The sequence below is a fragment of the Pseudomonas sp. KH_024_B2 genome (genome assembly GCF_057839965.1).
Genome location: NZ_CM174502.1, coordinates 5,463,191 through 5,482,159 on the forward strand (window position 1 = coordinate 5,463,191; position 18,969 = coordinate 5,482,159).

Annotated in this window: 16 protein-coding genes; 8 read left to right on the forward strand and 8 right to left on the reverse strand. The window is 61.0% G+C overall.

Annotated features, from left to right (window positions below; all coding sequences use genetic code 11):
- Positions 1–23 precede the first annotated feature (23 nt).
- The 6 genes from AC3I0A_RS25400 to pilG all read right to left on the reverse strand — a co-directional run bounded on the left by AC3I0A_RS25400 (position 24) and on the right by pilG (position 10,022).
- Positions 24–488, reverse strand: coding sequence for a chemotaxis protein CheW (locus AC3I0A_RS25400; protein ID WP_489375261.1), 465 nt, complete (start codon positions 486–488; stop codon positions 24–26).
- Positions 481–6,405: a hybrid sensor histidine kinase/response regulator gene (locus tag AC3I0A_RS25405; protein WP_489375262.1), complete on the reverse strand. Its 5,925-nt coding sequence runs from the start codon at positions 6,403–6,405 to the stop codon at positions 481–483. The genes AC3I0A_RS25400 and AC3I0A_RS25405 overlap by 8 nt, the downstream gene beginning before the upstream one ends.
- Before the next feature lie 31 nt (positions 6,406–6,436).
- On the reverse strand, positions 6,437–8,497 hold the full coding sequence (locus AC3I0A_RS25410) for a methyl-accepting chemotaxis protein (RefSeq protein WP_489375263.1): 2,061 nt from the start codon (positions 8,495–8,497) through the stop codon (positions 6,437–6,439).
- A gap of 158 nt (positions 8,498–8,655) precedes the next feature.
- On the reverse strand, positions 8,656–9,195 hold the full coding sequence (locus AC3I0A_RS25415) for a chemotaxis protein CheW (RefSeq protein ID WP_489375264.1): 540 nt from the start codon (positions 9,193–9,195) through the stop codon (positions 8,656–8,658).
- A gap of 10 nt (positions 9,196–9,205) precedes the next feature.
- The gene (pilH, locus tag AC3I0A_RS25420) at positions 9,206–9,571 is read right to left on the reverse strand and encodes a twitching motility response regulator PilH (RefSeq protein ID WP_489375265.1); all 366 of its coding nucleotides are present in this window, start codon (positions 9,569–9,571) and stop codon (positions 9,206–9,208) included.
- Positions 9,572–9,614: 43 nt separating this feature from the next.
- Entirely contained in the window at positions 9,615–10,022 is a 408-nt protein-coding gene (gene pilG / locus AC3I0A_RS25425; protein ID WP_150807029.1) for a twitching motility response regulator PilG, read from the reverse strand.
- Positions 10,023–10,258: 236 nt separating this feature from the next.
- Here pilG and gshB point away from each other — a divergent pair, with 236 nt between their 5' ends.
- The 7 genes from gshB to AC3I0A_RS25460 all read left to right on the forward strand — a co-directional run bounded on the left by gshB (position 10,259) and on the right by AC3I0A_RS25460 (position 16,355).
- The gene (gene gshB, locus AC3I0A_RS25430; RefSeq protein ID WP_489375266.1) at positions 10,259–11,212 is read left to right on the forward strand and encodes a glutathione synthase; all 954 of its coding nucleotides are present in this window, start codon (positions 10,259–10,261) and stop codon (positions 11,210–11,212) included.
- A 101-nt stretch (positions 11,213–11,313) separates the two neighbouring features.
- Positions 11,314–12,210 carry an energy transducer TonB gene (locus AC3I0A_RS25435; protein WP_489375267.1) on the forward strand — a complete coding sequence of 299 codons (897 nt, stop codon included), beginning with the start codon at positions 11,314–11,316 and terminating at the stop codon, positions 12,208–12,210.
- A 210-nt stretch (positions 12,211–12,420) separates the two neighbouring features.
- Complete coding sequence (locus AC3I0A_RS25440) at positions 12,421–12,990, forward strand: YqgE/AlgH family protein (protein WP_489375268.1); 570 nt, start codon at positions 12,421–12,423, stop codon at positions 12,988–12,990.
- Positions 12,990–13,445 (forward strand): Holliday junction resolvase RuvX, encoded by a 456-nt coding sequence (gene ruvX / locus AC3I0A_RS25445; RefSeq protein WP_489375269.1) that lies wholly within the window; start codon positions 12,990–12,992, stop codon positions 13,443–13,445. The genes AC3I0A_RS25440 and ruvX overlap by 1 nt, the downstream gene beginning before the upstream one ends.
- Positions 13,446–13,551: 106 nt before the next feature.
- Positions 13,552–14,055: a bifunctional pyr operon transcriptional regulator/uracil phosphoribosyltransferase PyrR gene (gene pyrR / locus AC3I0A_RS25450; protein ID WP_489375270.1), complete on the forward strand. Its 504-nt coding sequence runs from the start codon at positions 13,552–13,554 to the stop codon at positions 14,053–14,055.
- A gap of 27 nt (positions 14,056–14,082) precedes the next feature.
- Complete coding sequence (locus tag AC3I0A_RS25455) at positions 14,083–15,087, forward strand: aspartate carbamoyltransferase catalytic subunit (protein ID WP_007939362.1); 1,005 nt, start codon at positions 14,083–14,085, stop codon at positions 15,085–15,087.
- Complete coding sequence (locus AC3I0A_RS25460; RefSeq protein WP_489375271.1) at positions 15,084–16,355, forward strand: dihydroorotase; 1,272 nt, start codon at positions 15,084–15,086, stop codon at positions 16,353–16,355. Before AC3I0A_RS25455 ends, AC3I0A_RS25460 begins: the two co-directional genes overlap by 4 nt.
- 116 nt (positions 16,356–16,471) lie before the next feature.
- Here AC3I0A_RS25460 and AC3I0A_RS25465 read toward each other — a convergent pair whose 3' ends face one another.
- Positions 16,472–16,897: an NINE protein gene (locus tag AC3I0A_RS25465; protein ID WP_489375272.1), complete on the reverse strand. Its 426-nt coding sequence runs from the start codon at positions 16,895–16,897 to the stop codon at positions 16,472–16,474.
- A 251-nt stretch (positions 16,898–17,148) separates the two neighbouring features.
- Between AC3I0A_RS25465 and AC3I0A_RS25470 the strand changes: the two genes are divergently transcribed.
- Positions 17,149–17,775, forward strand: a complete 627-nt coding sequence (locus tag AC3I0A_RS25470) for a C40 family peptidase (RefSeq protein WP_489375273.1) — start codon at positions 17,149–17,151, stop codon at positions 17,773–17,775.
- A gap of 140 nt (positions 17,776–17,915) precedes the next feature.
- Here the strand turns inward: AC3I0A_RS25470 and AC3I0A_RS25475 are convergent, their stop codons facing one another.
- The gene (locus tag AC3I0A_RS25475; protein WP_489375274.1) at positions 17,916–18,950 is read right to left on the reverse strand and encodes a type IV pilus twitching motility protein PilT; all 1,035 of its coding nucleotides are present in this window, start codon (positions 18,948–18,950) and stop codon (positions 17,916–17,918) included.
- Positions 18,951–18,969: the final 19 nt, after the last annotated feature.

The following is an 18,969-nucleotide window of genomic DNA, read 5'->3' on the forward strand; positions in this document are numbered from 1 at the left end:
TACTCACCTCGTCTACCGATGGCTCATCGGCCCTGAACCAACCCCGCCTCCACCAACAACGCTTCCAGCCCCAGCAAGTCCGGCACCTTGGCCACTTGTTCGGCGATTTGCACCGCGGCTTTTTCCAGTGGGCATAGCGGGACGTCGACATAGCTCAACTGGCTGTCGAGTTTGCAGGAGCGTGGAATGCCCTGCACCAGCAAGGCGATGAATTTGAGTTGCGGGCGGCCACCCAGGGCGTTGAGTACGACGATACGCGCGCGGTCGCCGATCACGGTTTTGCTGCCGCAGGCGGATTCGAAGCTGAGCAGCGGGATATGCCGGTCGCGCCAGCTCACCAGGCCCAGATACCAGGGCGGTGTGTCGAGGTCGAAGGTACCTGGCTGGTAGTCGATCAATTCGGCGATGGCAACGTTGGGCAGGATCAGGTTGCGGTCGGCCAGGGGCAGCAGCAGCCCGGTGAGGTTGCTGGCGCGGTGATCAAGCATGGGCTTTGCTCCAAAGGGCGATGCTCTCCAGCAGGACCGATTCCTGATACGGCTTGCCGAGGTAGTCGTTGACGCCGATGGCCATGGCCCGGTCCCGGTGCTTCTGGCCGGTGCGCGAGGTGATCATGATGATCGGCAGGTGCTGCAAACGCGGGTCGCTGCGAACCTGCATCGCCACTTCGAAACCGTCCATGCGCGGCATTTCGATGTCCAGCAGCATCAGGTCCGGTGTGTGCTCCTCCAGCAGCGCCATGGCATCGACACCGTCCTTGGCGGTCAGTACGTTCATGCCGTGGCGTTCGAGCAGCCGACTGGTGACCTTGCGCACGGTGACCGAGTCGTCGACTACCATGACCAGCAGCGGCCGATGTGGCTCGGCGTCGACCACAGGCTCGGCGTCGCCATTGGCAAGACGCCGTGGCGGTAAACGCATCTGCATGGCGCGTATGTGCGCCAGCAAATCGAGAATCAGCACCACCCGGCCATCGCCGAGGATGGTCGCGCCGGACAAACCCTGCACCGCGGCAAACTGCGGGCCGAGGCTTTTCACCACGATTTCCCGGGTACCGGCCATGGCATCGACCTGCACCGCAATCCGTCGCTCATTGCACTGCACCAGCAGCACCGGTAACGGCAGGCTCTGGCCCAGCAACTTGGGTCTGACCGCCGTCTGTAGCAGCTCACCGAGGTAGCAGAGTTCATAGCGCTGTCCGGCGTACTCATAGAGCGGCGGGTCGAGTTGGTAATAGCCGTCCAGCTCGTTGGGCAGCACGCGAACGATGCCTTCGATAGTGTTCAGCGGGATCGCGTACTGGTCTTCAAGACACTGCACCATCAACGCGCGGTTGACCGACACGGTGAACGGCAGCCGGATGCGAAAATGCACGCCCTGCCCCGGGGTCGAGTCGATGATCATGCTGCCGCCCAGTTGCCGGACTTCTTCGTGGACCACGTCCATGCCGACGCCGCGCCCGGAAATCTGGGTGATTTTTTCGGCGGTGGAGAATCCCGGTTGCAGGATGAACTGCAGCACATCGCGGTCGCTGATCTCGAGATTCGGATCGAGCAGCCCGCGCTTTATCGCCTTGCGTCGCACCGCATCCAGAGGCACCCCGGCGCCGTCATCACGGATATCGAAGATGATGTCGCCGCCTTCGTGGGCCAGGTCCAGGGTGATCCGGCCCTGCTCCGGCTTGCCGGCGGCACGGCGCGCCTCGGCGGATTCCAGACCATGGTCGACGGCGTTGCGCAGCATGTGCTCCAGCGGTGCGACCATGCGTTCAAGCACGTTGCGGTCCATCTCGCCCTGGGCGTTGCCGACAATGAACTCGACGTCTTTGCCCAACTCGCTGGCAACCTGCCGGACGATCCGCTTCAAGCGCGGCACCATGCGTTCGAACGGCACCATGCGCGTACGCATCAGGCCTTCCTGCAACTCGGTGTTGATCCGCCCCTGTTGTTGCAGCAGGTTTTGCGCGTCATGGTTGCTACGGTCGAGGGTTTCCTTGAGGTCGAGCAGATCCGACGCCGACTCGAACAAAGCCCGCGACAGCTGCTGCAACTGTGAGTGACGGTCCATTTCCAGCGGGTCGAACTCTTCGTAGCCCAGGCGTTCGGCCTCGACTTGCTGACGGCTGAGAATCCGCCCCTGGGTTTCGGTGTCCAGACGCCGCAACTGGTCGCGGATCCGTTCGATGGTGGTTTCCATCTCGCTCAGAGCCACCCGGGCGTCGTTGACCTGTTGTTCGATACGGCCACGGAAGATCGAGGTTTCCCCGGCCAGATTGACCAGATCATCCAGCAACTCGGCCGAGACTTTGACCATGTCGCCAGCGGCTTCGGCCTGAATCGCGGGCGACTCGGCTTTGGCGGACGCTTGTGGCGCAACCTCAGGTAGAGCCTGCGGCTGCAGATCGCCCGCAGCAGGATGGGTGAAGTCTCTGATCGCCTCGATCAAGGTCTCGGCCGGTATAACCTGCTTGCCCGCCCGCGCGGCATCCAGCATGTGTGCAAGCAGGTCCAGGCTGTTTTGCAGCAGCGCGAACAACGGCGCTGTCGGTTGCAGCAAGCCGGCCGACAGGCCTTCGTAAAGAAACTCCAGCTCATGCGCCAGGTCGCCAATCGGCCCGATCTCGACCATCCGCGCACCGCCCTTGAGGGTGTGCAGGTCGCGCAGCAGGGTTTCCACTTCCTGACGGTTTTGCGGCTCGGCCTGCCAGCGCAACAGCGCAGCACCGGAACTGTCGATGATGTCGAAACCTTCCTCGAGGAAGATTTCCAGCAATTCCGGGTCGTGGCCCGCCGAGTCTGACTGGGCCACGACCTCGACTACTTCAGCGCTCACGCCGCTGTTCTGACGGAACTCGCGAATCGCTTCGATCAGCGCATTCGGATCGCTCAGCGGTTGTTGATGGTGCAGTTGGTCGAGCAACACGGCCAGGCGGTCATGGCTCTGTTGCAGCAGTTGCGCCAGCTCGCTGGAGTGGTTGTAGCGGCGGTCGACCAAGCCTTCGTAGAGGCTTTCCAGCTCATGGGCCAGATCACCGACCGGCCCGACTTCGGCCATCCGCGCGCCGCCCTTGAGGGTGTGCAAGTCACGCTGCAATGACAGCAGCGGCGCGGCGTTGTCCGGGTCGTCGAGCCAACGCTGCAAGGCTTGCCCGGCGCTTTCGAGGATATCCACCGCCTCTTCGAGAAAGATCGAGACGATTTCATCATCCAGATCCAGAGCAGCCGGCGCCTTCTCCAGCTCGGTGGTGGCAGCGCTCAGTTCGGTGATGCTCAGCGTGCGACTGCCATCGCTCCTGATCAGCCCCATGGCCGACGGGTCAAGGCTTTGATCGAGCAGATCGCGCAGGGCTTTCACCAGCGCAGGCTGCGGGCTGATCTCCTGCCCGGCGGCCAGTTGATCGAGCATGCTGATCAAGGCTTCGTGGGCGCTGTCGGCCTCATGGAAAAACCGCTCGCTGACCGCCAGGCTGCTCTCTTCCACCGCGCCATACAGGTCGAGCAAGGCTTCACACAGTTCATCGACCGGATGCAGGTCGGCCAGATGCGCGCCCTCGCCCAGAGTGGTCAGTTCATCCAGCAACGCGCTGAGTTCCTGGCGCTCTCCGGGATGTTGCTGCCAGCGGCGCAACAGGTTTTCAGCATCGAGCAGGATGTCCATGCCCTGAGCGAGAAAATTGCTGATCAGTTGCGGATCACGCTTGATCCGCAGGCCCCTGTTCGGAGAGTTGAGGATGGCTTCCAGGCGTTCGGCGAGTAGCGTCTGGGTACGTTCGATCAACGACTGCGCGCCGCTGATCGCGGCCAGTGGATCGGTATTGAGCGGCTTCAGACTGCGGCGCAACAACCCTTCGGCCGCAAGCAGCAGTTCAACTTCATCCAGATCCAGCGCAATCAGGTGCGCCTTGTATTCCCGGACCAGGTGATCGAGCGGTGTCACCAGTTCGGCAATCGGCAACACACCAGCCATGTAAGCGCTGCCTTTGAGGGTGTGCAGCGCGCGCTGCAACTCATCGCTGGCCTGCAACGGCAGGTGTTCAGCGGCTTGATCGAGAAAGCGGTTGAGGCTGTCGAGATGGGTTTCGGCTTCGTTGCGGAAAATCTCCAGCAACTGCGGATCTAGTACTTCCAACGCTTGCGCGGCGTGCGACGTCGGCTCATCGCCCTTGGTCAGCCCATGGGCACGCGCAGCCAACCGGTCGACATCATCACGTTGACGCTGGGCGTTGGCGGCAAACTCGCTAATCAGTTCGGGCAACAGTTCCAGCACCTCGCCCAACAGTTGCTGCACCGGCGGCCCCGGTTCGACGTTATGCTCCAGAACGCGGTTGAGCAGGTTTTCCATCGACCAGGCCAGCTCACCCAGCACCAGTGCACGGACCATGCGCCCGCTGCCTTTCAAGGTGTGAAAGGCGCGGCGCAGTTCGCTCAATACGGATTTGTCGTCGGGGTTGGCCGACCATCGTGGCAAGTATTCGCGCAAAATCTCGACGACCTCATCGGTCTCTTCGAGGAAGACTTCCCGCAACTCGTCATCCACCGGTTCTTCACCGACCGGCGGCGGCAGCAGACTGCCCGGTGTATACAGGGCCGGCGGGTTGAGGACGGAAACCGGGCTGGCCAGCACTTCGGCCAGGGACTGCAGCACTTCAGGACTATCCAGCGCCTGGTCTTGCATCACCAGGGCTTCGCCCGGTTTGAGCACATCAAGGAGCAGCGGCACCTGCCGGGTCGGGAAGTAGCCCAGGGCGGCGAGGTTTTCCTCGGCAACGTCCAGCAACTGCTCGCCGGGTGCCTGCGGGTCTTCGCTCAAGCGTTCGAGGTAGTACTCGATGCTGGTGATGACGTCGGCCAGATTGTCGAGTTGCTGCCAGCCGGGCTGAGCCTGATCGACCAGCAAATGCTCGCGGATGAAGCCATTGCAGGCTTCCAGCAGACTCGCCGCACGGCTCAGCGGAATCATCGCCAGGGCACCGCGAACCTGTGTCAGCACCTGCGGCAGTGGTTGCAGATGCTGGCGATCCCAGCCGGTGTCGATGTAGTCGACAATCATGTCCTTGGCTTGCTGCAAACAGATCCGCGCTTCCTTGATCACCAGCTGGTGGATCTGGGTCAGGTCGGTGGTCGGCAGCCGGCTTTCTTCCCGGCTTTCCGGCTCGACGGTACCCACCATCCCGGCCAGGGTCGCCTCGACGTACAACAAGGCCCCGGCCACATCCATGAGGGTTGCGTCATTGGGTTCACGCTGCCCCTGGGCCAGGCTCAGGACCACCGCCAGTTGATCGATGATCACCTTGCGCGGTTGGCCGAAACCGAGCACCGCCAGGGTGTCGGCAATTTGCCGCAGCGGCGCGAGCAGGCTGTCCAGGTCGGAGGCATGCTGCCGGTCGCTGCGCACGAACAGGTCGAGGCGCTCCTTGACCCGCACCAGCTCTTCGCACAACGCGGCCAGTACCGAACGCATGGCATCGCGGTCCGGACCGGCCAGGCGTGCACGTTCTTCATCGACCACGACACTGTCAGGCAGCGCATCATCGAGTCCGTAGCTTTCTTTCATGGTCTGGATCTGCCCGGTGGGATATTCGACTTTGGCAATATAGAACAACAGGCTTTTGAGCAACTCTGGCGGGGCCGGCTGATTGATCCCGGCCATCCCTTGCTCAAGCAAGCGCTTGAGTTCCTTGTCGGCGTCTTTGAGCAAACTGCGCAGGGCCGGACTGTTGGCGATACTGCCCGCGAGCATGCCTTCCACCAGCGCCGAGGCGACCTGCCACAACGGACTCAAGGGTGCGTTCCGGCAAAGCCCTTCGAGACGGGCGAAGACCTTGGCCAGATGCCCCAGATTAGTTTGATCATCCTGTTCGCGCAGCAATCCGGCCAGCGCCGTTTGCAGCGTCTGCCGCAACTTGCGCAGCACGCTCGGCAACTCCGCTGGTTCGAGCAGCGCCAGGGCTTCTTCGTCCAGTGCCGGCAAGTCCAATAACTGCGGGCTGAACAGGCTGGTTTCGGACAACAGGCTTTCGCCGCGGGCACTGCGCAGATCGTTGAGCAGTGGCAACACCACCAGCGGCAAATCGCGACGGGCGCTGTGTATGCGGTCGAGGTAGATGGGCAACTGGCCAAGGGCTTGTTGTAACAGCCGGATCGCTTCATCGCGCTGGCTGACGCGGTTCTGCTGCAGGGCCAGCGCCAGTTTTTCCATTTCCTCGGCAAGCAGGGCCGCGCCATAGAACTCGACCATCTGCAAACTGCCGTGGACCTGATGGACGTACGCCAGGCACTGGCTGATCTCATGTACCGCCTGCGGGTCGTCGATCAGGCTGTCGAGGGCGAGAGCAGCTTGCTTCAACGTCTCGGCAATCTCGCCCTTGACCCATTCGAGGGCCACATAGTCGTGCCGATCAACCATAACCACTCCAGTCAACATTCATACCTTGCACTCAGGCTTTATCCGCGTCCTGCGCAGATGCGGCCGGCAAGGTGAAACCGGATACTGAACGGCGCAGCTGACTGGCCATTTTCGCCAGATTGCCAATGCTCTCGGCGGTGGCGGTCGAGCCGGACGACGTTTGTGTAGTGATCTGCTGGATCACGTTCATCGTCAAGGAGATCTGACCCGCCGAAGACGTCTGCTGCTGCGCCGCGTTGGAGATGCTCTGGATCAAGGCGGCGAGGGTTTTCGACACGCCTTCGATTTCTTCCAGAGCAACTCCCGCATCTTGAGCCAGTCGGGCGCCACGCACCACTTCGGTGGTGGTCTGCTCCATGGAAGTCACCGCTTCGTGGGTGTCGGTCTGGATCGCTCGTACCAGGGTTTCGATCTGCCGGGTCGCCGCCGACGAGCGCTCTGCCAGCCGCTGCACTTCATCGGCCACCACGGCAAAGCCGCGTCCGGCGTCACCGGCCATGGAGGCCTGGATTGCCGCGTTAAGCGCCAGAATATTGGTTTGGTCGGCAATGTCGTCGATCAGGCTGACAATGTCGCCAATTTCCTGAGATGACTCACCCAAGCGCTTGATGCGCTTTGCAGTGTCCTGAATCTGCTCGCGGATGTTGTCCATGCCGTGAATGGTGTTGTGCACCACCTCGTTGCCCTTGTTGGCAATTTCCACCGAACGCTCGGCCACTGCCGAGGATTCCGCCGCGTTGGCCGACACCTGGTCAATGGACTGGGCCATTTCATTGATAGCGGTCGACGCCTCGCAAATCTGCTGCGCCTGATGCTCGGAAGCCTGCGCCAGATGCATCGCCGTCGCCTGGGTTTCCTGCACGGCGGCGGCGACCTGGCCGGCGGTGAGGTTGATGGTTGCCACCAGATCGCGCAGCTGGTCGACCGAGTAGTTGATCGAGTCGGCGATGGTCCCGGTAAAGTCTTCGGTCACCGAGGCGGTCACCGTCAGGTCGCCATCGGCCAGGTCTTCGATCTCATCCAGCAGACGCATGATCGCGTTCTGGTTCCGTTCGTTCTTCTCGGCGGTCTCGCGCAACTGACGATTGGTTTCACGGACCATCACCAGGCCGATCAGGATGATCGAGGTCAGCGCCAGCAAGCCCAGCACGTAACCGCCTATGGAGTGGAAAGAACGCCCACCGGCCAGATTTTCAAAGCCAGTGGCCAGCAGCGAGGCTTCATCGAGCAGGGTTTGCGACAGGCTGAAAATGTTGCTGGCCGACTCACGAACCTTGAACAGTTCCGGTGAGGTTTCGAGGATTTCATCCACCGAGCCTGAGACGAACTGGAACAGCTCGGTGATCTCGGTCAGCCGTGCGCGGGCATCGCTGTCCTCGACCTGGCTGATTTTCAGCAGCGGATTGCCCTGCAGCATGCCGTTGAGCACCTGGCCAAATCGCGCAGCATCACGACCAAAGGTATCAGCGGCCTGCACTGCGGTTTCGTCACCGGACAGCACGGTGTTCACCGCACCGAGAATTCGTTCGGCCAATAGCGACTGACGCTGGGCCACGGCTATCTGACTGGCGGGAGCGCCGCGTTGCAGCAGAATCTCCACGACTTTTTCGTATTCGACCTGCAATTGCGGCACGGTCTCGGCCAGCGTCGCGGCGACCTGATGCAGCGACAGCACGGTCTGTTCACTGGAAAGAATCGCGTCGGTGTTCTTCAGCAAGCGCTCCCAATCCTGCTGCACCGCACGCATTTGCGGGCGCACAGCCGATGGCGCGCCCGGCAGACCGGTGCTCGGATCGCCTTTTTTCAGGTGACCCCAGCGTTGCGCAAAATCGTTGCGCGCGTCGCTCAGCAGCTTGAACGCGGCCGCCTTCCCGGCCGCCGCTTCCGTGGCGTTCTTGGCAATACGCTGGGACAGCACCCGCAGCTCACCGGCGTGACCGATGTACTGTTTGTCGTAGTTGGACTGAGTGTTGAGGTAAGCGAAGTTGGCGAACAGCAGCATGATGAACACGATCAGGGCCATGAACAGCGCGATGATCTGGGAACGACTGCGCGACCCTTCCAATGCTTTGCCTGTTTTTGCTTTTTTCATCGGTCCTCGCCTAAACACCTGAATCCCTGTGGGAGCGGGCTTGCCCGCGAAACGAACACTGCGGTTTTGCAGGCCCACCGCGTCATCGTTCTTCGCGGGCAAGCCCGCTCCCACAAAAGCCCGCTCCCACAAAAGCCCATTCCCACAAAAGCTCGCTCCTACAAGGCTACATCCATAAACCCCGGCGATTGCGCCAGAGCGAACGGACTGAAGACCTGCCAGAGTTGCTCGCGCTGAAACTGCCCTTTCACGAAGGGTGCAATCGCGCCTTCGAGCGCGTGCACCGCCACCGACTCTAGACTGTCCTGCGCAAAGTGCTGCATGCCGAATACTTCATCGACCATCAAACCGGCAAACACATCCTTGTGCTCGACCACCAGTACCCGCCGCTGCTTACGCAACGCCGACAGCTCGTGCCCGAAGAACCCGCACAGGTCCATGATCGGCAGCAGCCGTCCACGTAAGTTGGCCACGCCCTTGACCCAGGGTTTCACCCCGGGCAGCACGGTACAACGCGGCTCATGCAGGACCTCACTGACTTCGCCCATGGGCGCGACGTACCAGCATTCGCCGATACGAAAGCCGATCCCGCTCCAGCTCTGCAGGCGGGTTTCCCGGGACGGTAAATCCGCCGCCAGCAGACGACAGCGCTGATCGATTTCCAGCAACAGTTCGAAAGCAGTTTGCGCCTCAGCCATACGACCGCCGTCAGCCGGCAAGGACAGCGTTCAAGGTTCTGATCAGGGTTTCTTCATCCACAGGTTTGGTCAGGTAGTCCTTGGCGCCCTGACGGGTGCCCCAGACCTTGTCGGTTTCCTGATCCTTGGTGGTGATGATGATCACCGGAATGTGGCTGGTCTCGGCATCCTTCGTCAGCTGGCGAGTCGCCTGAAAACCGTTGAGGCCCGGCATGACGATGTCCATCAGGACCGCGTCGGGTTTTTCCTGGCGGGCCAATGCCACGCCGTCGGCGCCGTTTTCAGCCTTCAACACTTCATGGCCGTGCTTTTCCAGCATGCCCGTCAGTTTGTACATTTCGGTCGGCGAGTCATCGACGATCAGAATACGTGCCATGGTCTTCCCCATTGGTATAGGCGTGCGGCCCGTTGGCCGAACGTCAATGTGCTTGTTCTACTGCAGCGAAACCCGGCACATGGGCCTTGATCGCGCTCAGCAGTTCTTCCTTGCTGAAGGGTTTGGTCAAAAACTGGTCAGAGCCGACGATCCGCCCCTTGGCCTTGTCGAACAGACCATCCTTGGAGGACAGCATGATCACTGGCGTGGACTTGAACGCACTGTTGTTCTTGATCAGGGCGCAGGTCTGATAGCCATCCAGACGCGGCATCATGATGTCGACGAAGATGATTCCAGGATGATTGTCGGCAATCTTGGCCAGAGCATCGAAACCATCGACCGCCGTGATCACTTCACAACCCACGTTCTTCAACAGCGTTTCGGCGGTGCGACGAATCGTCTTCGAATCGTCGATCACCATGACCTTCAAGGCGCTGGAATGCTGTTCCATATCTGCTCTACCATCGCCACAGCGAATCGATTTTGTCCGTGCTCGGGTTACCTGCGCTTGAAACCCTTGATGTTCAAGGGCTCGGCACGGCATGGGAGCCTTTTTAGCACAGTCTCCAAATCCAATCTATCGGCCGACCGGCAAGGTGGTTTTTCCTTGACCGGGAACAACCCGGGCGCCACTCTGACGCCACTTTTTCACGTCATATCGGCCTTGCCGAATCGAGGATATTGCCCATGAGCGTTCGCGTCGGGATTGTCATGGACCCCATTGCCAGCATCTCCTATAAAAAGGATAGCTCGCTGGCCATGCTGCTTGCCGCCCAGGAGCGCGGCTGGACGCTGTTCTATATGGAGCAGCGCGACCTGTATCAGGATGCCGGTGAGGCGCGGGCGCGCATGCGTCCTCTGAAAGTCTTCGCCAACCCGGACAAATGGTTCGAGCTGGAAGCCGAAACCGACAGCGCCCTGAGCGAGCTGGACGTGATCCTGATGCGCAAGGATCCGCCGTTCGACATGGAATTCGTCTATACCACCTACTTGCTGGAGCAGGCCGAGCGCGCCGGCGTGCTGGTAGTCAACAAGCCGCAGAGCCTGCGCGACTGCAACGAAAAGCTGTTCGCCACACTGTTCCCGCAATGCACACCGCCGACCGTGGTCAGCCGTCGTCCGGATCTCCTGCGTGAATTCGCCGACCACCACGGTGACGTGATTCTCAAGCCCCTGGACGGCATGGGCGGCGCCTCGATTTTCCGTCACACCGCCGGTCACCCGAACCTCTCGGTAATTCTCGAAACCCTGACCCTGCACGGCAAGCAGCAGATCATGGCCCAGGGCTACCTGCCGGCGATCAAGGACGGCGACAAACGCATCCTGATGATCGATGGCGAGCCGGTGCCCTATTGCCTGGCGCGAATCCCGGCAGCCGGTGAAACCCGTGGCAACCTAGCGGCCGGTGGCCGTGGCGAAGCGCGACCGCTGACCGAGAAAGACCGCTGGATCGCCGCTCAGGTCGGCCCGACCTTGCGTGAGAAAGGCTTGCTGTTCGTCGGCCTCGACGTGATTGGCGAGCATCTGACGGAAATCAACGTCACCAGCCCGACCTGCATTCGCGAGATCGATAACGCCTTCGGCACCAACATCGGCGCCATGCTGATGGATGCCATCGATCAGAAGCTCAAGGCCAAATGACGTAGAACAAACAAGCAAGAACCAACATTGCGTTATCATCCGCCGCCTGTGAAACGCGCGATGTTGGTTTTTGTGATGCCTTTTGTAGTGTTGAATCGCTGATGACGCTCCCCGCCGATCTGCCCCCAGAACTCTCCCATCGCGGCGTGCGCCCGGCCGATCGTCTCGGATTTACCCTGTTTCTCGCGGCGCTGATTCACCTGGCGCTGATCCTGGGCGTGGGCTTTACCTTCGTCGAACCCCAGCAGATCAGCAGAACCCTGGAAATCACCCTCGCCACCTTCAAAAGCGAAACCAAGCCGAAAAAGGCCGATTTTCTCGCTCAGGAAAACCAGCAGGGCAGCGGCACCCTGGACAAAGAGGCGATCCCGAAAACCACCGAAATTGCGCCATTCCAGGACAACGAGGTGAAAAAAGTCATCCCGCCGAAGTCCACCAAGAACGAAGTGGAGCAGACCACTACCAAGGCTGTCGTCGCCACCGTAGCGCCGAAACCGAAAAAAACCTCGACCACTCGCGAAGCGGTCAAAACACTGGAAACCCCCAAGGCCACCCCAACCTTCGACAGCTCGCAACTCTCCAGCGAAATCTCCAGCCTGGAAGCCGAACTGGCCAGTGAACAACAGCTGTACGCCAAGCGACCGCGCATCCACCGCCTGAGCGCTGCCTCGACCATGCGCGACAAAGGTGGCTGGTACAAGGACGAATGGCGCAAGAAGGTCGAGCGCATCGGCAACCTGAACTATCCCGACGAGGCCCGGCGCAAGCAGATCTACGGCAATTTGCGCCTGATGGTCTCGATCAACCGCGATGGCTCGCTGCATGAGGTGCTGGTACTGGAGTCGTCGGGACAGCCGCTGCTGGATCAGGCGGCGCAGCGGATCGTCCGGCTGACCGCACCTTTTGCGCCGTTCAGCGGCGACCTGTCGGATATCGACCGGCTGGAAATCATCCGCACCTGGCGCTTTGCCCGTGGGGACAAGTTGTCCAGCAATTGACCGAAATATCTCTATTGCCTGATCTGGCGCCTTCGCGGGCAAGCCCGCTCCCACAAGAACCGCGCAAACCCTGTGGGAGCGGCGGTGCGGCGATCCGACTTGCCCGCGAATGGTTTTGAGCGAACATAGCCCTCGAAAACCGACTTCAATCCTCGGTTCTAACGCATCACCAGCTTGTCAGCTCGCCCCGCCAACGCCACACTAGTACCTATGAAGAACGTCAGCCCCAGCTACCTCAAGCATCAATTCCTGATCGCCATGCCGCATATGGCCGACCCGAACTTTGCGCATACCTTGACCTACATCGTCGAGCACACTGCCAATGGTGCCATGGGGTTGGTGGTCAATCGTCCACAGGACCTGAACCTGGCGGACATCCTCGAGCAACTGCGCCCCAACATCGAGCCCCCGCCGCTCTGTCAGCATGTGCCGATCTTTATCGGGGGCCCGGTACAGACCGACCGCGGATTTGTCCTGCACCCGATTGGATCGAGCTACCAGGCAACGGTCGAGCTCGATGGCCTGGCGCTGTCGACTTCCCAGGACGTGCTATTCGCCATCGCCGACGGTGTTGGCCCGCCGAAAAGCCTGATCGCCCTCGGTTACGCCGGCTGGGAAGCCGGACAACTGGAGGCCGAGCTGGCCGATAACGCCTGGCTGAACTGCCCGTTCGACGCTGACATTCTGTTCAACACCAGCAGCGAACTGCGCCTGGAGGCGGCCGCCAAACGTCTGGGCATCAACCTGAGCCTGCTGACCAGCCAGGCGGGACACGCCTGATGGCCGGATTGCGTTTACTGCTGGGCTTTGACTTTGGCACCAAACAGATCGGCGTCGCCGTCGGTCAGGTGATTACCGGCCAGGCCCGCGAGCTCTGCACCCTGAAGGCGCAGAACGGCATTCCCGACTGGAATCAGGTCGAAGCGCTGATCAAAGAGTGGAAGCCCGACGCCGTGGTGGTTGGCCTGCCGCTGAACATGGACGGCACGCCCAGCGACATGTGCGCGCACGCCGAGAAATTTGCCCGGCGCTTGAATGGCCGCTACAACCTGCCCTTCTATACCCACGATGAACGCCTGACCACCTTCGAGGCCAAGGGCGAACGCCTGGCCCGGGGCGGCCAGAAGGGCAGCTACCGCGACAACCCGGTCGACGCCATCGCCGCAGCCTTGCTGCTGCAGGGCTGGCTCGACGAAAACGCAGCGCTGTTCGAATCCTCAAAAGCCGAATCCTGAAGATGCGTGGCTGTCATCGGCTGCGCGCCTCCTGGCTACACCTGAACCTCGTTATAACCCGAGCCGCATTGCGCAGAACCTGGCTCGGGCCCATGAAGGAGCAACCATGAGCCTGCCCAATCCCGTCGAACTGATCAGCCAGATGGCCGTCGATCTCAAGGCCCATCTGGCCCACCGCGCCATCAGCGAGCCGCGCTACATCGGCATCCGCACCGGTGGCATCTGGGTTGCCCAAGCCTTGCTGGAAGCCCTGGGCAGCGATTCGCCACTGGGTACACTGGACGTCTCTTTCTACCGCGACGACTTCAGCCAAAGTGGCCTGCACCCACAAGTGCGCCCTTCAGAGCTGCCATTCGAAATCGAAGGCCAGCACCTGGTGCTGATCGACGATGTGTTGATGAGCGGACGGACCATCCGTGCCGCACTCAACGAACTCTTCGATTACGGCCGCCCGGCCAGCGTGACCCTGGTCTGCCTGCTGGACCTGAACGCCGCCGAACTGCCGATCCGGCCGAATGTGCTCGGTGCCACGCTGTCACTGGCCGCCAATGAGCGGGTAAAACTGTCCGGCCCTGAACTCCAGCTCGAACTCCAAGACCTTGCCCTTTAATTCGCCCTATTGAGAGTCCCCATTGCGATGACGCCTCTAGAAACCAAGCGCCCGCTGCAGCTCAATGATCAGGGCCAGCTGCGCCACTTCCTCTCGCTCGACGGTCTGCGCCGCGAGTTGCTGACGGAAATCCTCGACACCGCCGACTCCTTCCTCGAAGTCGGCGCCCGGGCGGTGAAGAAGGTCCCGTTGCTGCGCGGCAAGACCGTGTGCAACGTGTTCTTCGAGAACTCCACCCGCACTCGCACCACCTTCGAACTGGCCGCCCAGCGGCTGTCGGCGGATGTCATCACGCTGAACGTGTCGACCTCTTCCGCGAGCAAGGGCGAAACCCTGCTCGACACCCTGCGCAATCTTGAAGCCATGGCCGCCGACATGTTCGTCGTGCGCCACGGCGACTCCGGCGCCGCGCACTTCATCGCCGAACATGTCTGCCCGCAAGTGGCGATCATCAACGGCGGCGACGGCCGTCACGCGCACCCGACCCAGGGCATGCTCGACATGCTGACTATCCGTCGGCACAAGGGCGGTTTCGAAAATCTCTCGGTGGCCATTGTCGGCGACATCCTGCACTCGCGGGTCGCGCGCTCGAACATGCTGGCGCTGAAAACCCTCGGCTGCCCGGATATCCGCGTGATCGCGCCGAAAACCCTGCTGCCGATCGGCATCGAGCAGTATGGCGTGAAGGTTTACACCGACATGACCGAAGGCCTGAAAGACGTCGACGTGGTGATCATGCTGCGCCTGCAGCGCGAGCGCATGACCGGCGGCTTGCTACCGAGCGAGGGCGAGTTCTACCGCCTGTTCGGCCTGACCACCGCGCGCCTGGCCGGCGCCAAACCGGATGCCATCGTCATGCACCCGGGGCCGATCAACCGTGGGGTGGAGATTGAGTCGGCAGTGGCCGACGGTCCGCACTCGGTGATCCTCAATCAGGTGACCTACGGCATCGCGATACGTATGGCCGTGCTGTCCATGGCCATGAGCGGGCAAACTGCCCAGCGTCAATTCGAGCAGGAGAACGCCCAGTGAAGCTCAGCATTCTCGGCGCCCGCGTTATCGATCCGGCCAGCGGCCTGGATCAAGTGACCGATATCCACGTCGAAGCCTGCAAGATCGTCGCCATTGGTGCCGCTCCAGCCGGTTTTGTCGCCGTCGACACCATCGACGCCAAAGGCCTTATAGCCGCACCCGGCCTGGTCGACCTGAACGTCGCCCTGCGCGAACCGGGTTACAGCCGCAAAGGCACGATTGCCAGCGAAACCCGCGCAGCAGCGGCCGGTGGCGTCACCAGCCTGTGCTGCCCGCCCCGGACCAAACCGGTGCTGGACACCTCGGCAGTGGCCGAGTTGATCCTCGATCGCGCTCGCGAAGCCGGCAACTGCAAAGTCTTCCCGATCGGCGCGCTGAGCAAAGGCCTGGAAGGCGAGCAGCTGGCAGAACTCATCGCCTTGCGCGATGCCGGCTGTGTCGCGTTCGGCAACGGCCTGGACAGTTTCCGCAACGCCCGCACCCTGTGCCGGGCCCTGGAATACGCGGCGACCTTCGATTTAACGGTGATTTTCCACTCGCAGGATCATGACCTCGCAGAAGGCGGCCTGGCCCATGAAGGCCCGACCGCGAGTTTCCTTGGCTTGCCGGGAATCCCGGAAACCGCAGAAACCGTCGCCCTGGCCCGGGATCTGCTGCTGGTCGAGCAAAGCGGCGTGCGCGCGCACTTCAGCCAGCTGACCAGCGCCCGTGGCGTGGCCCTGATCGCTCAGGCCCAGGCTCGCGGGTTACCGGTAACGGCCGATGTGGCGCTGTATCAGTTGATTCTGACGGACGAAGCACTGATCGACTTCAACAGCCTGTATCACGTGCAACCACCGCTGCGCACTCGCGCTGACCGCGATGGCCTGCGTGCAGCGGTGAAGTCGGGCGTGGTGTCAGCCATTTCCAGCCATCACCAACCCCATGAGCGGGACGCCAAACTGGCGCCGTTCGGAGCGACGGAGCCGGGCATCAGCAGTGTCGAATTGCTACTGCCATTGGCCATGACCCTGGTGGAGGACGGCTTGCTGGATCTGCCAACGCTGCTGGCGCGCCTGAGTGCCGGCCCGGCCGACGCACTGCGCCTGCCGGCTGGCAAGCTCGCCGTGGGCGCACCGGCCGATCTGGTGCTGTTCAATCCGGCTGCCTCGACGGTGGCCGGTGAGGCCTGGCTGTCCAAAGGCGAAAACTGCCCGTTCCTCGGCCATAGCCTGCCGGCCTCAGTGCGTTACACCCTGGTGGATGGGCGGATCAGCTACCAGGCCTGATACCGCGTCGCCTCCATTCGCGGGCAAGCCCGCTCCCACATTGGACCTGCGCGGACCACACCTCTGTGATCGACGCATAATCCTGTGGGAGCGGGCTTGCCCGCGAAGACGATTTATCAGGCGCCGCGGCGTTCGGCATTCCTGATCGAAATCTGATCATTCAGCGTCCAGAAGTCATACAGCACGCCAATCAGGAACAGCCCGCCGGTCAGCAGGTAAATAATCCCGCTGATCCACTTCCCCTGATACATCCGATGCACACCAAACACACCGAGAAATGCCAGCAGGATCCAGGCGACGTTATATTCGATCGGGCCCGAGGTGAATCGCAGGTCCGCTTCGCGATCCATCCCCGGAATCAGGAACAGGTCGATCAGCCAGCCAATCCCTAACAATCCGAAGGTGAAAAACCAGATTGTCCCGGTCACCGGCTTGCCGTAATAGAAGCGATGAACTCCGGTAAAACCGAAAATCCAGAGCAGATAACCGATCACCTTGCTGTGGGTGTCCTGCGGCGAAACATCCTGACGATAGGTGTTCATGGGTTCCCTCTTTCCACGCGATAGATAAATTTATTCAGTATCTCTGTGACTTTTTTGTGTCGAGCCGACGTGTGGCTCACCAACCTTAGACTCGGCGCAAAGCCTTGTAGCGCCTGACCTGTGTCAGACAATTGCGCCAATTTGCCACACATTTGCCGAACTTGACCCCCAGGTTGAATCGACCAGCGGCCTCGAAAGGCCCCAAAAAGCTGTTATAAAGTTGCGCGCCTACCTACATTGAGCCCTGCCTAATGCGTTCATTTTTCAAGACATGGCTAACCATTTGCCTATTACTGCCCCTGGCCGCCCACGCCACCAATCGTGAGCAACGTCTTCCAAACGTTAATGGTTACACACCGAAGCACCACGTTTCGTCGGTAACCACAAAAAGCCAACAGACCGTAAAACGTCCGACCTACGTGAGCAGCTCCAATAGCACTGCACTGGTCCCGCAAATGGCGGCCAAGCAAAGCAGCGATGTATTGAGCCGCGCCGTGAACGTGCTGGGTACTCCTTATCGTTGGGGCGGCAGCAGCCCAAGTAAAGGTTTCGATTGCAGCGGTCTGGTGAAATACGCTTTCACCGATGTCGACGAAGTCGATCTGCCGCGCACCTCGAATGCCATGGCCAGCGGTCATGGGCAGAAAGTCGACCGCAAGGACTTGAAGCCTGGCGATCTGATCTTCTTCAAACTCAAGAGCCGCAGGGTCAATCACGTGGCCATCTACCTGGGCAATGATCGGTTCATCCATGCGCCACGTCGTGGCAAGTCGGTATCCATCGATACGCTGAAGAAGCCGTACTGGGAAAGCCACTACGTCGTCGCCAAGCGGGTTCTGCCGAAAGAACCGAACACGATGCGGATTGCTCAGCGTTGATTTAAAAGCCCAACTCGGATCGTTCCCACGCTCCCGCGTGGGAATGCAGCCCGTGACGCTCTGCGTCACTGCCAAAGCGGACGCAGAGCGTCCAATGAGGCGTTCCCACGCAGAGCGTGGGAACGATCAGCTCACTCTCCTCAAATACCATCCGGCGACCTCGCCTTCTCCCGGGCATGCTCACGGCTGATCAAGCCCTTGGCCACAAGGTCCTTGAGGCACATATCCAGAGTTTGCATACCCAACGAGCCACCGGTCTGCATCGACGAGTACATTTGCGCGACCTTGTCTTCGCGAATCAAATTCCGGATCGCCGGCGTCCCCATCATGATTTCGTGGGCCGCGACTCTGCCGCCGCCGATCTTTTTGATCAGGCTTTGAGAAATCACCGCCTGCAAAGACTCGGAAAGCATCGAACGGACCATCGACTTTTCATCCGCCGGAAACACGTCCACTACCCTGTCGATGGTTTTTGCCGCAGAAGTGGTGTGCAGCGTGCCGAACACCAGATGTCCGGTTTCCGCAGCAGTCAGTGCCAGGCGGATGGTCTCCAGGTCGCGCATCTCGCCCACCAGGATCACATCGGGATCTTCGCGCAGGGCCGAGCGCAGCGCAGAAGAAAAGCTTCGGGTATCGCGATGCACTTCACGCTGATTGATCAGGCACTTCTTCGATTCGTGGACGAACTCGATGGGGTCTTCGATGGTGAGGATGTGGTGATGCCGATGGTTGTTCAGGTAATCGATCATCGCCGCCAGGGTGGTCGACTTGCCTGAGCCGGTTGGCCCGGTGACCAGCACCAGCCCGCGAGGCACCTCGGTAATCTTGCGAAACACGTCACCCATGCCGAGCTCGTCCAGGCTCAGGACTTTCGACGGGATAGTCCGGAACACCGCACCAACACCCCGATTCTGGTTAAACGCGTTGACCCGAAAGCGCGCCAGCCCGGGCACGTCGAAAGAAAAGTCGAACTCCAGCAGCTCCTCGAAGTCCGCCCGCTGCTTGTCGTTCATGATGGCGTAGATCAGCTCATGAACCTGCTTGTGGTCCAGCGCCGGCAGGTTGATCCGCCGTACATCACCGTCAACGCGAATCATCGGCGGCAAGCCTGCCGAAAGGTGCAAGTCGGACGCGCCCTGTTTGACGCTGAAGGCCAGCAGCTCAGTGATATCCATAGCGCTCCCCAATTCCAGT

Coding starts and splice junctions, on each gene's coding strand:
- AC3I0A_RS25440 (WP_489375268.1), top strand. CDS start 12,421: ATGAAGAACGTCAGCCCCAGCTACCTCAAGCATCAATTCCTGATCGCC.
- pyrR (WP_489375270.1), top strand. CDS start 13,552: ATGAGCCTGCCCAATCCCGTCGAACTGATCAGCCAGATGGCCGTCGAT.
- AC3I0A_RS25455 (WP_007939362.1), top strand. CDS start 14,083: ATGACGCCTCTAGAAACCAAGCGCCCGCTGCAGCTCAATGATCAGGGC.
- pilG (WP_150807029.1), bottom strand. CDS start 10,022: ATGGAACAGCATTCCAGCGCCTTGAAGGTCATGGTGATCGACGATTCG.
- AC3I0A_RS25470 (WP_489375273.1), top strand. CDS start 17,149: ATGCGTTCATTTTTCAAGACATGGCTAACCATTTGCCTATTACTGCCC.
- gshB (WP_489375266.1), top strand. CDS start 10,259: ATGAGCGTTCGCGTCGGGATTGTCATGGACCCCATTGCCAGCATCTCC.
- AC3I0A_RS25465 (WP_489375272.1), bottom strand. CDS start 16,897: ATGAACACCTATCGTCAGGATGTTTCGCCGCAGGACACCCACAGCAAG.
- AC3I0A_RS25400 (WP_489375261.1), bottom strand. CDS start 488: ATGCTTGATCACCGCGCCAGCAACCTCACCGGGCTGCTGCTGCCCCTG.
- AC3I0A_RS25405 (WP_489375262.1), bottom strand. CDS start 6,405: ATGGTTGATCGGCACGACTATGTGGCCCTCGAATGGGTCAAGGGCGAG.
- pilH (WP_489375265.1), bottom strand. CDS start 9,571: ATGGCACGTATTCTGATCGTCGATGACTCGCCGACCGAAATGTACAAA.
- AC3I0A_RS25435 (WP_489375267.1), top strand. CDS start 11,314: ATGACGCTCCCCGCCGATCTGCCCCCAGAACTCTCCCATCGCGGCGTG.
- AC3I0A_RS25415 (WP_489375264.1), bottom strand. CDS start 9,195: ATGGCTGAGGCGCAAACTGCTTTCGAACTGTTGCTGGAAATCGATCAG.
- AC3I0A_RS25475 (WP_489375274.1), bottom strand. CDS start 18,950: ATGGATATCACTGAGCTGCTGGCCTTCAGCGTCAAACAGGGCGCGTCC.
- AC3I0A_RS25410 (WP_489375263.1), bottom strand. CDS start 8,497: ATGAAAAAAGCAAAAACAGGCAAAGCATTGGAAGGGTCGCGCAGTCGT.
- ruvX (WP_489375269.1), top strand. CDS start 12,990: ATGGCCGGATTGCGTTTACTGCTGGGCTTTGACTTTGGCACCAAACAG.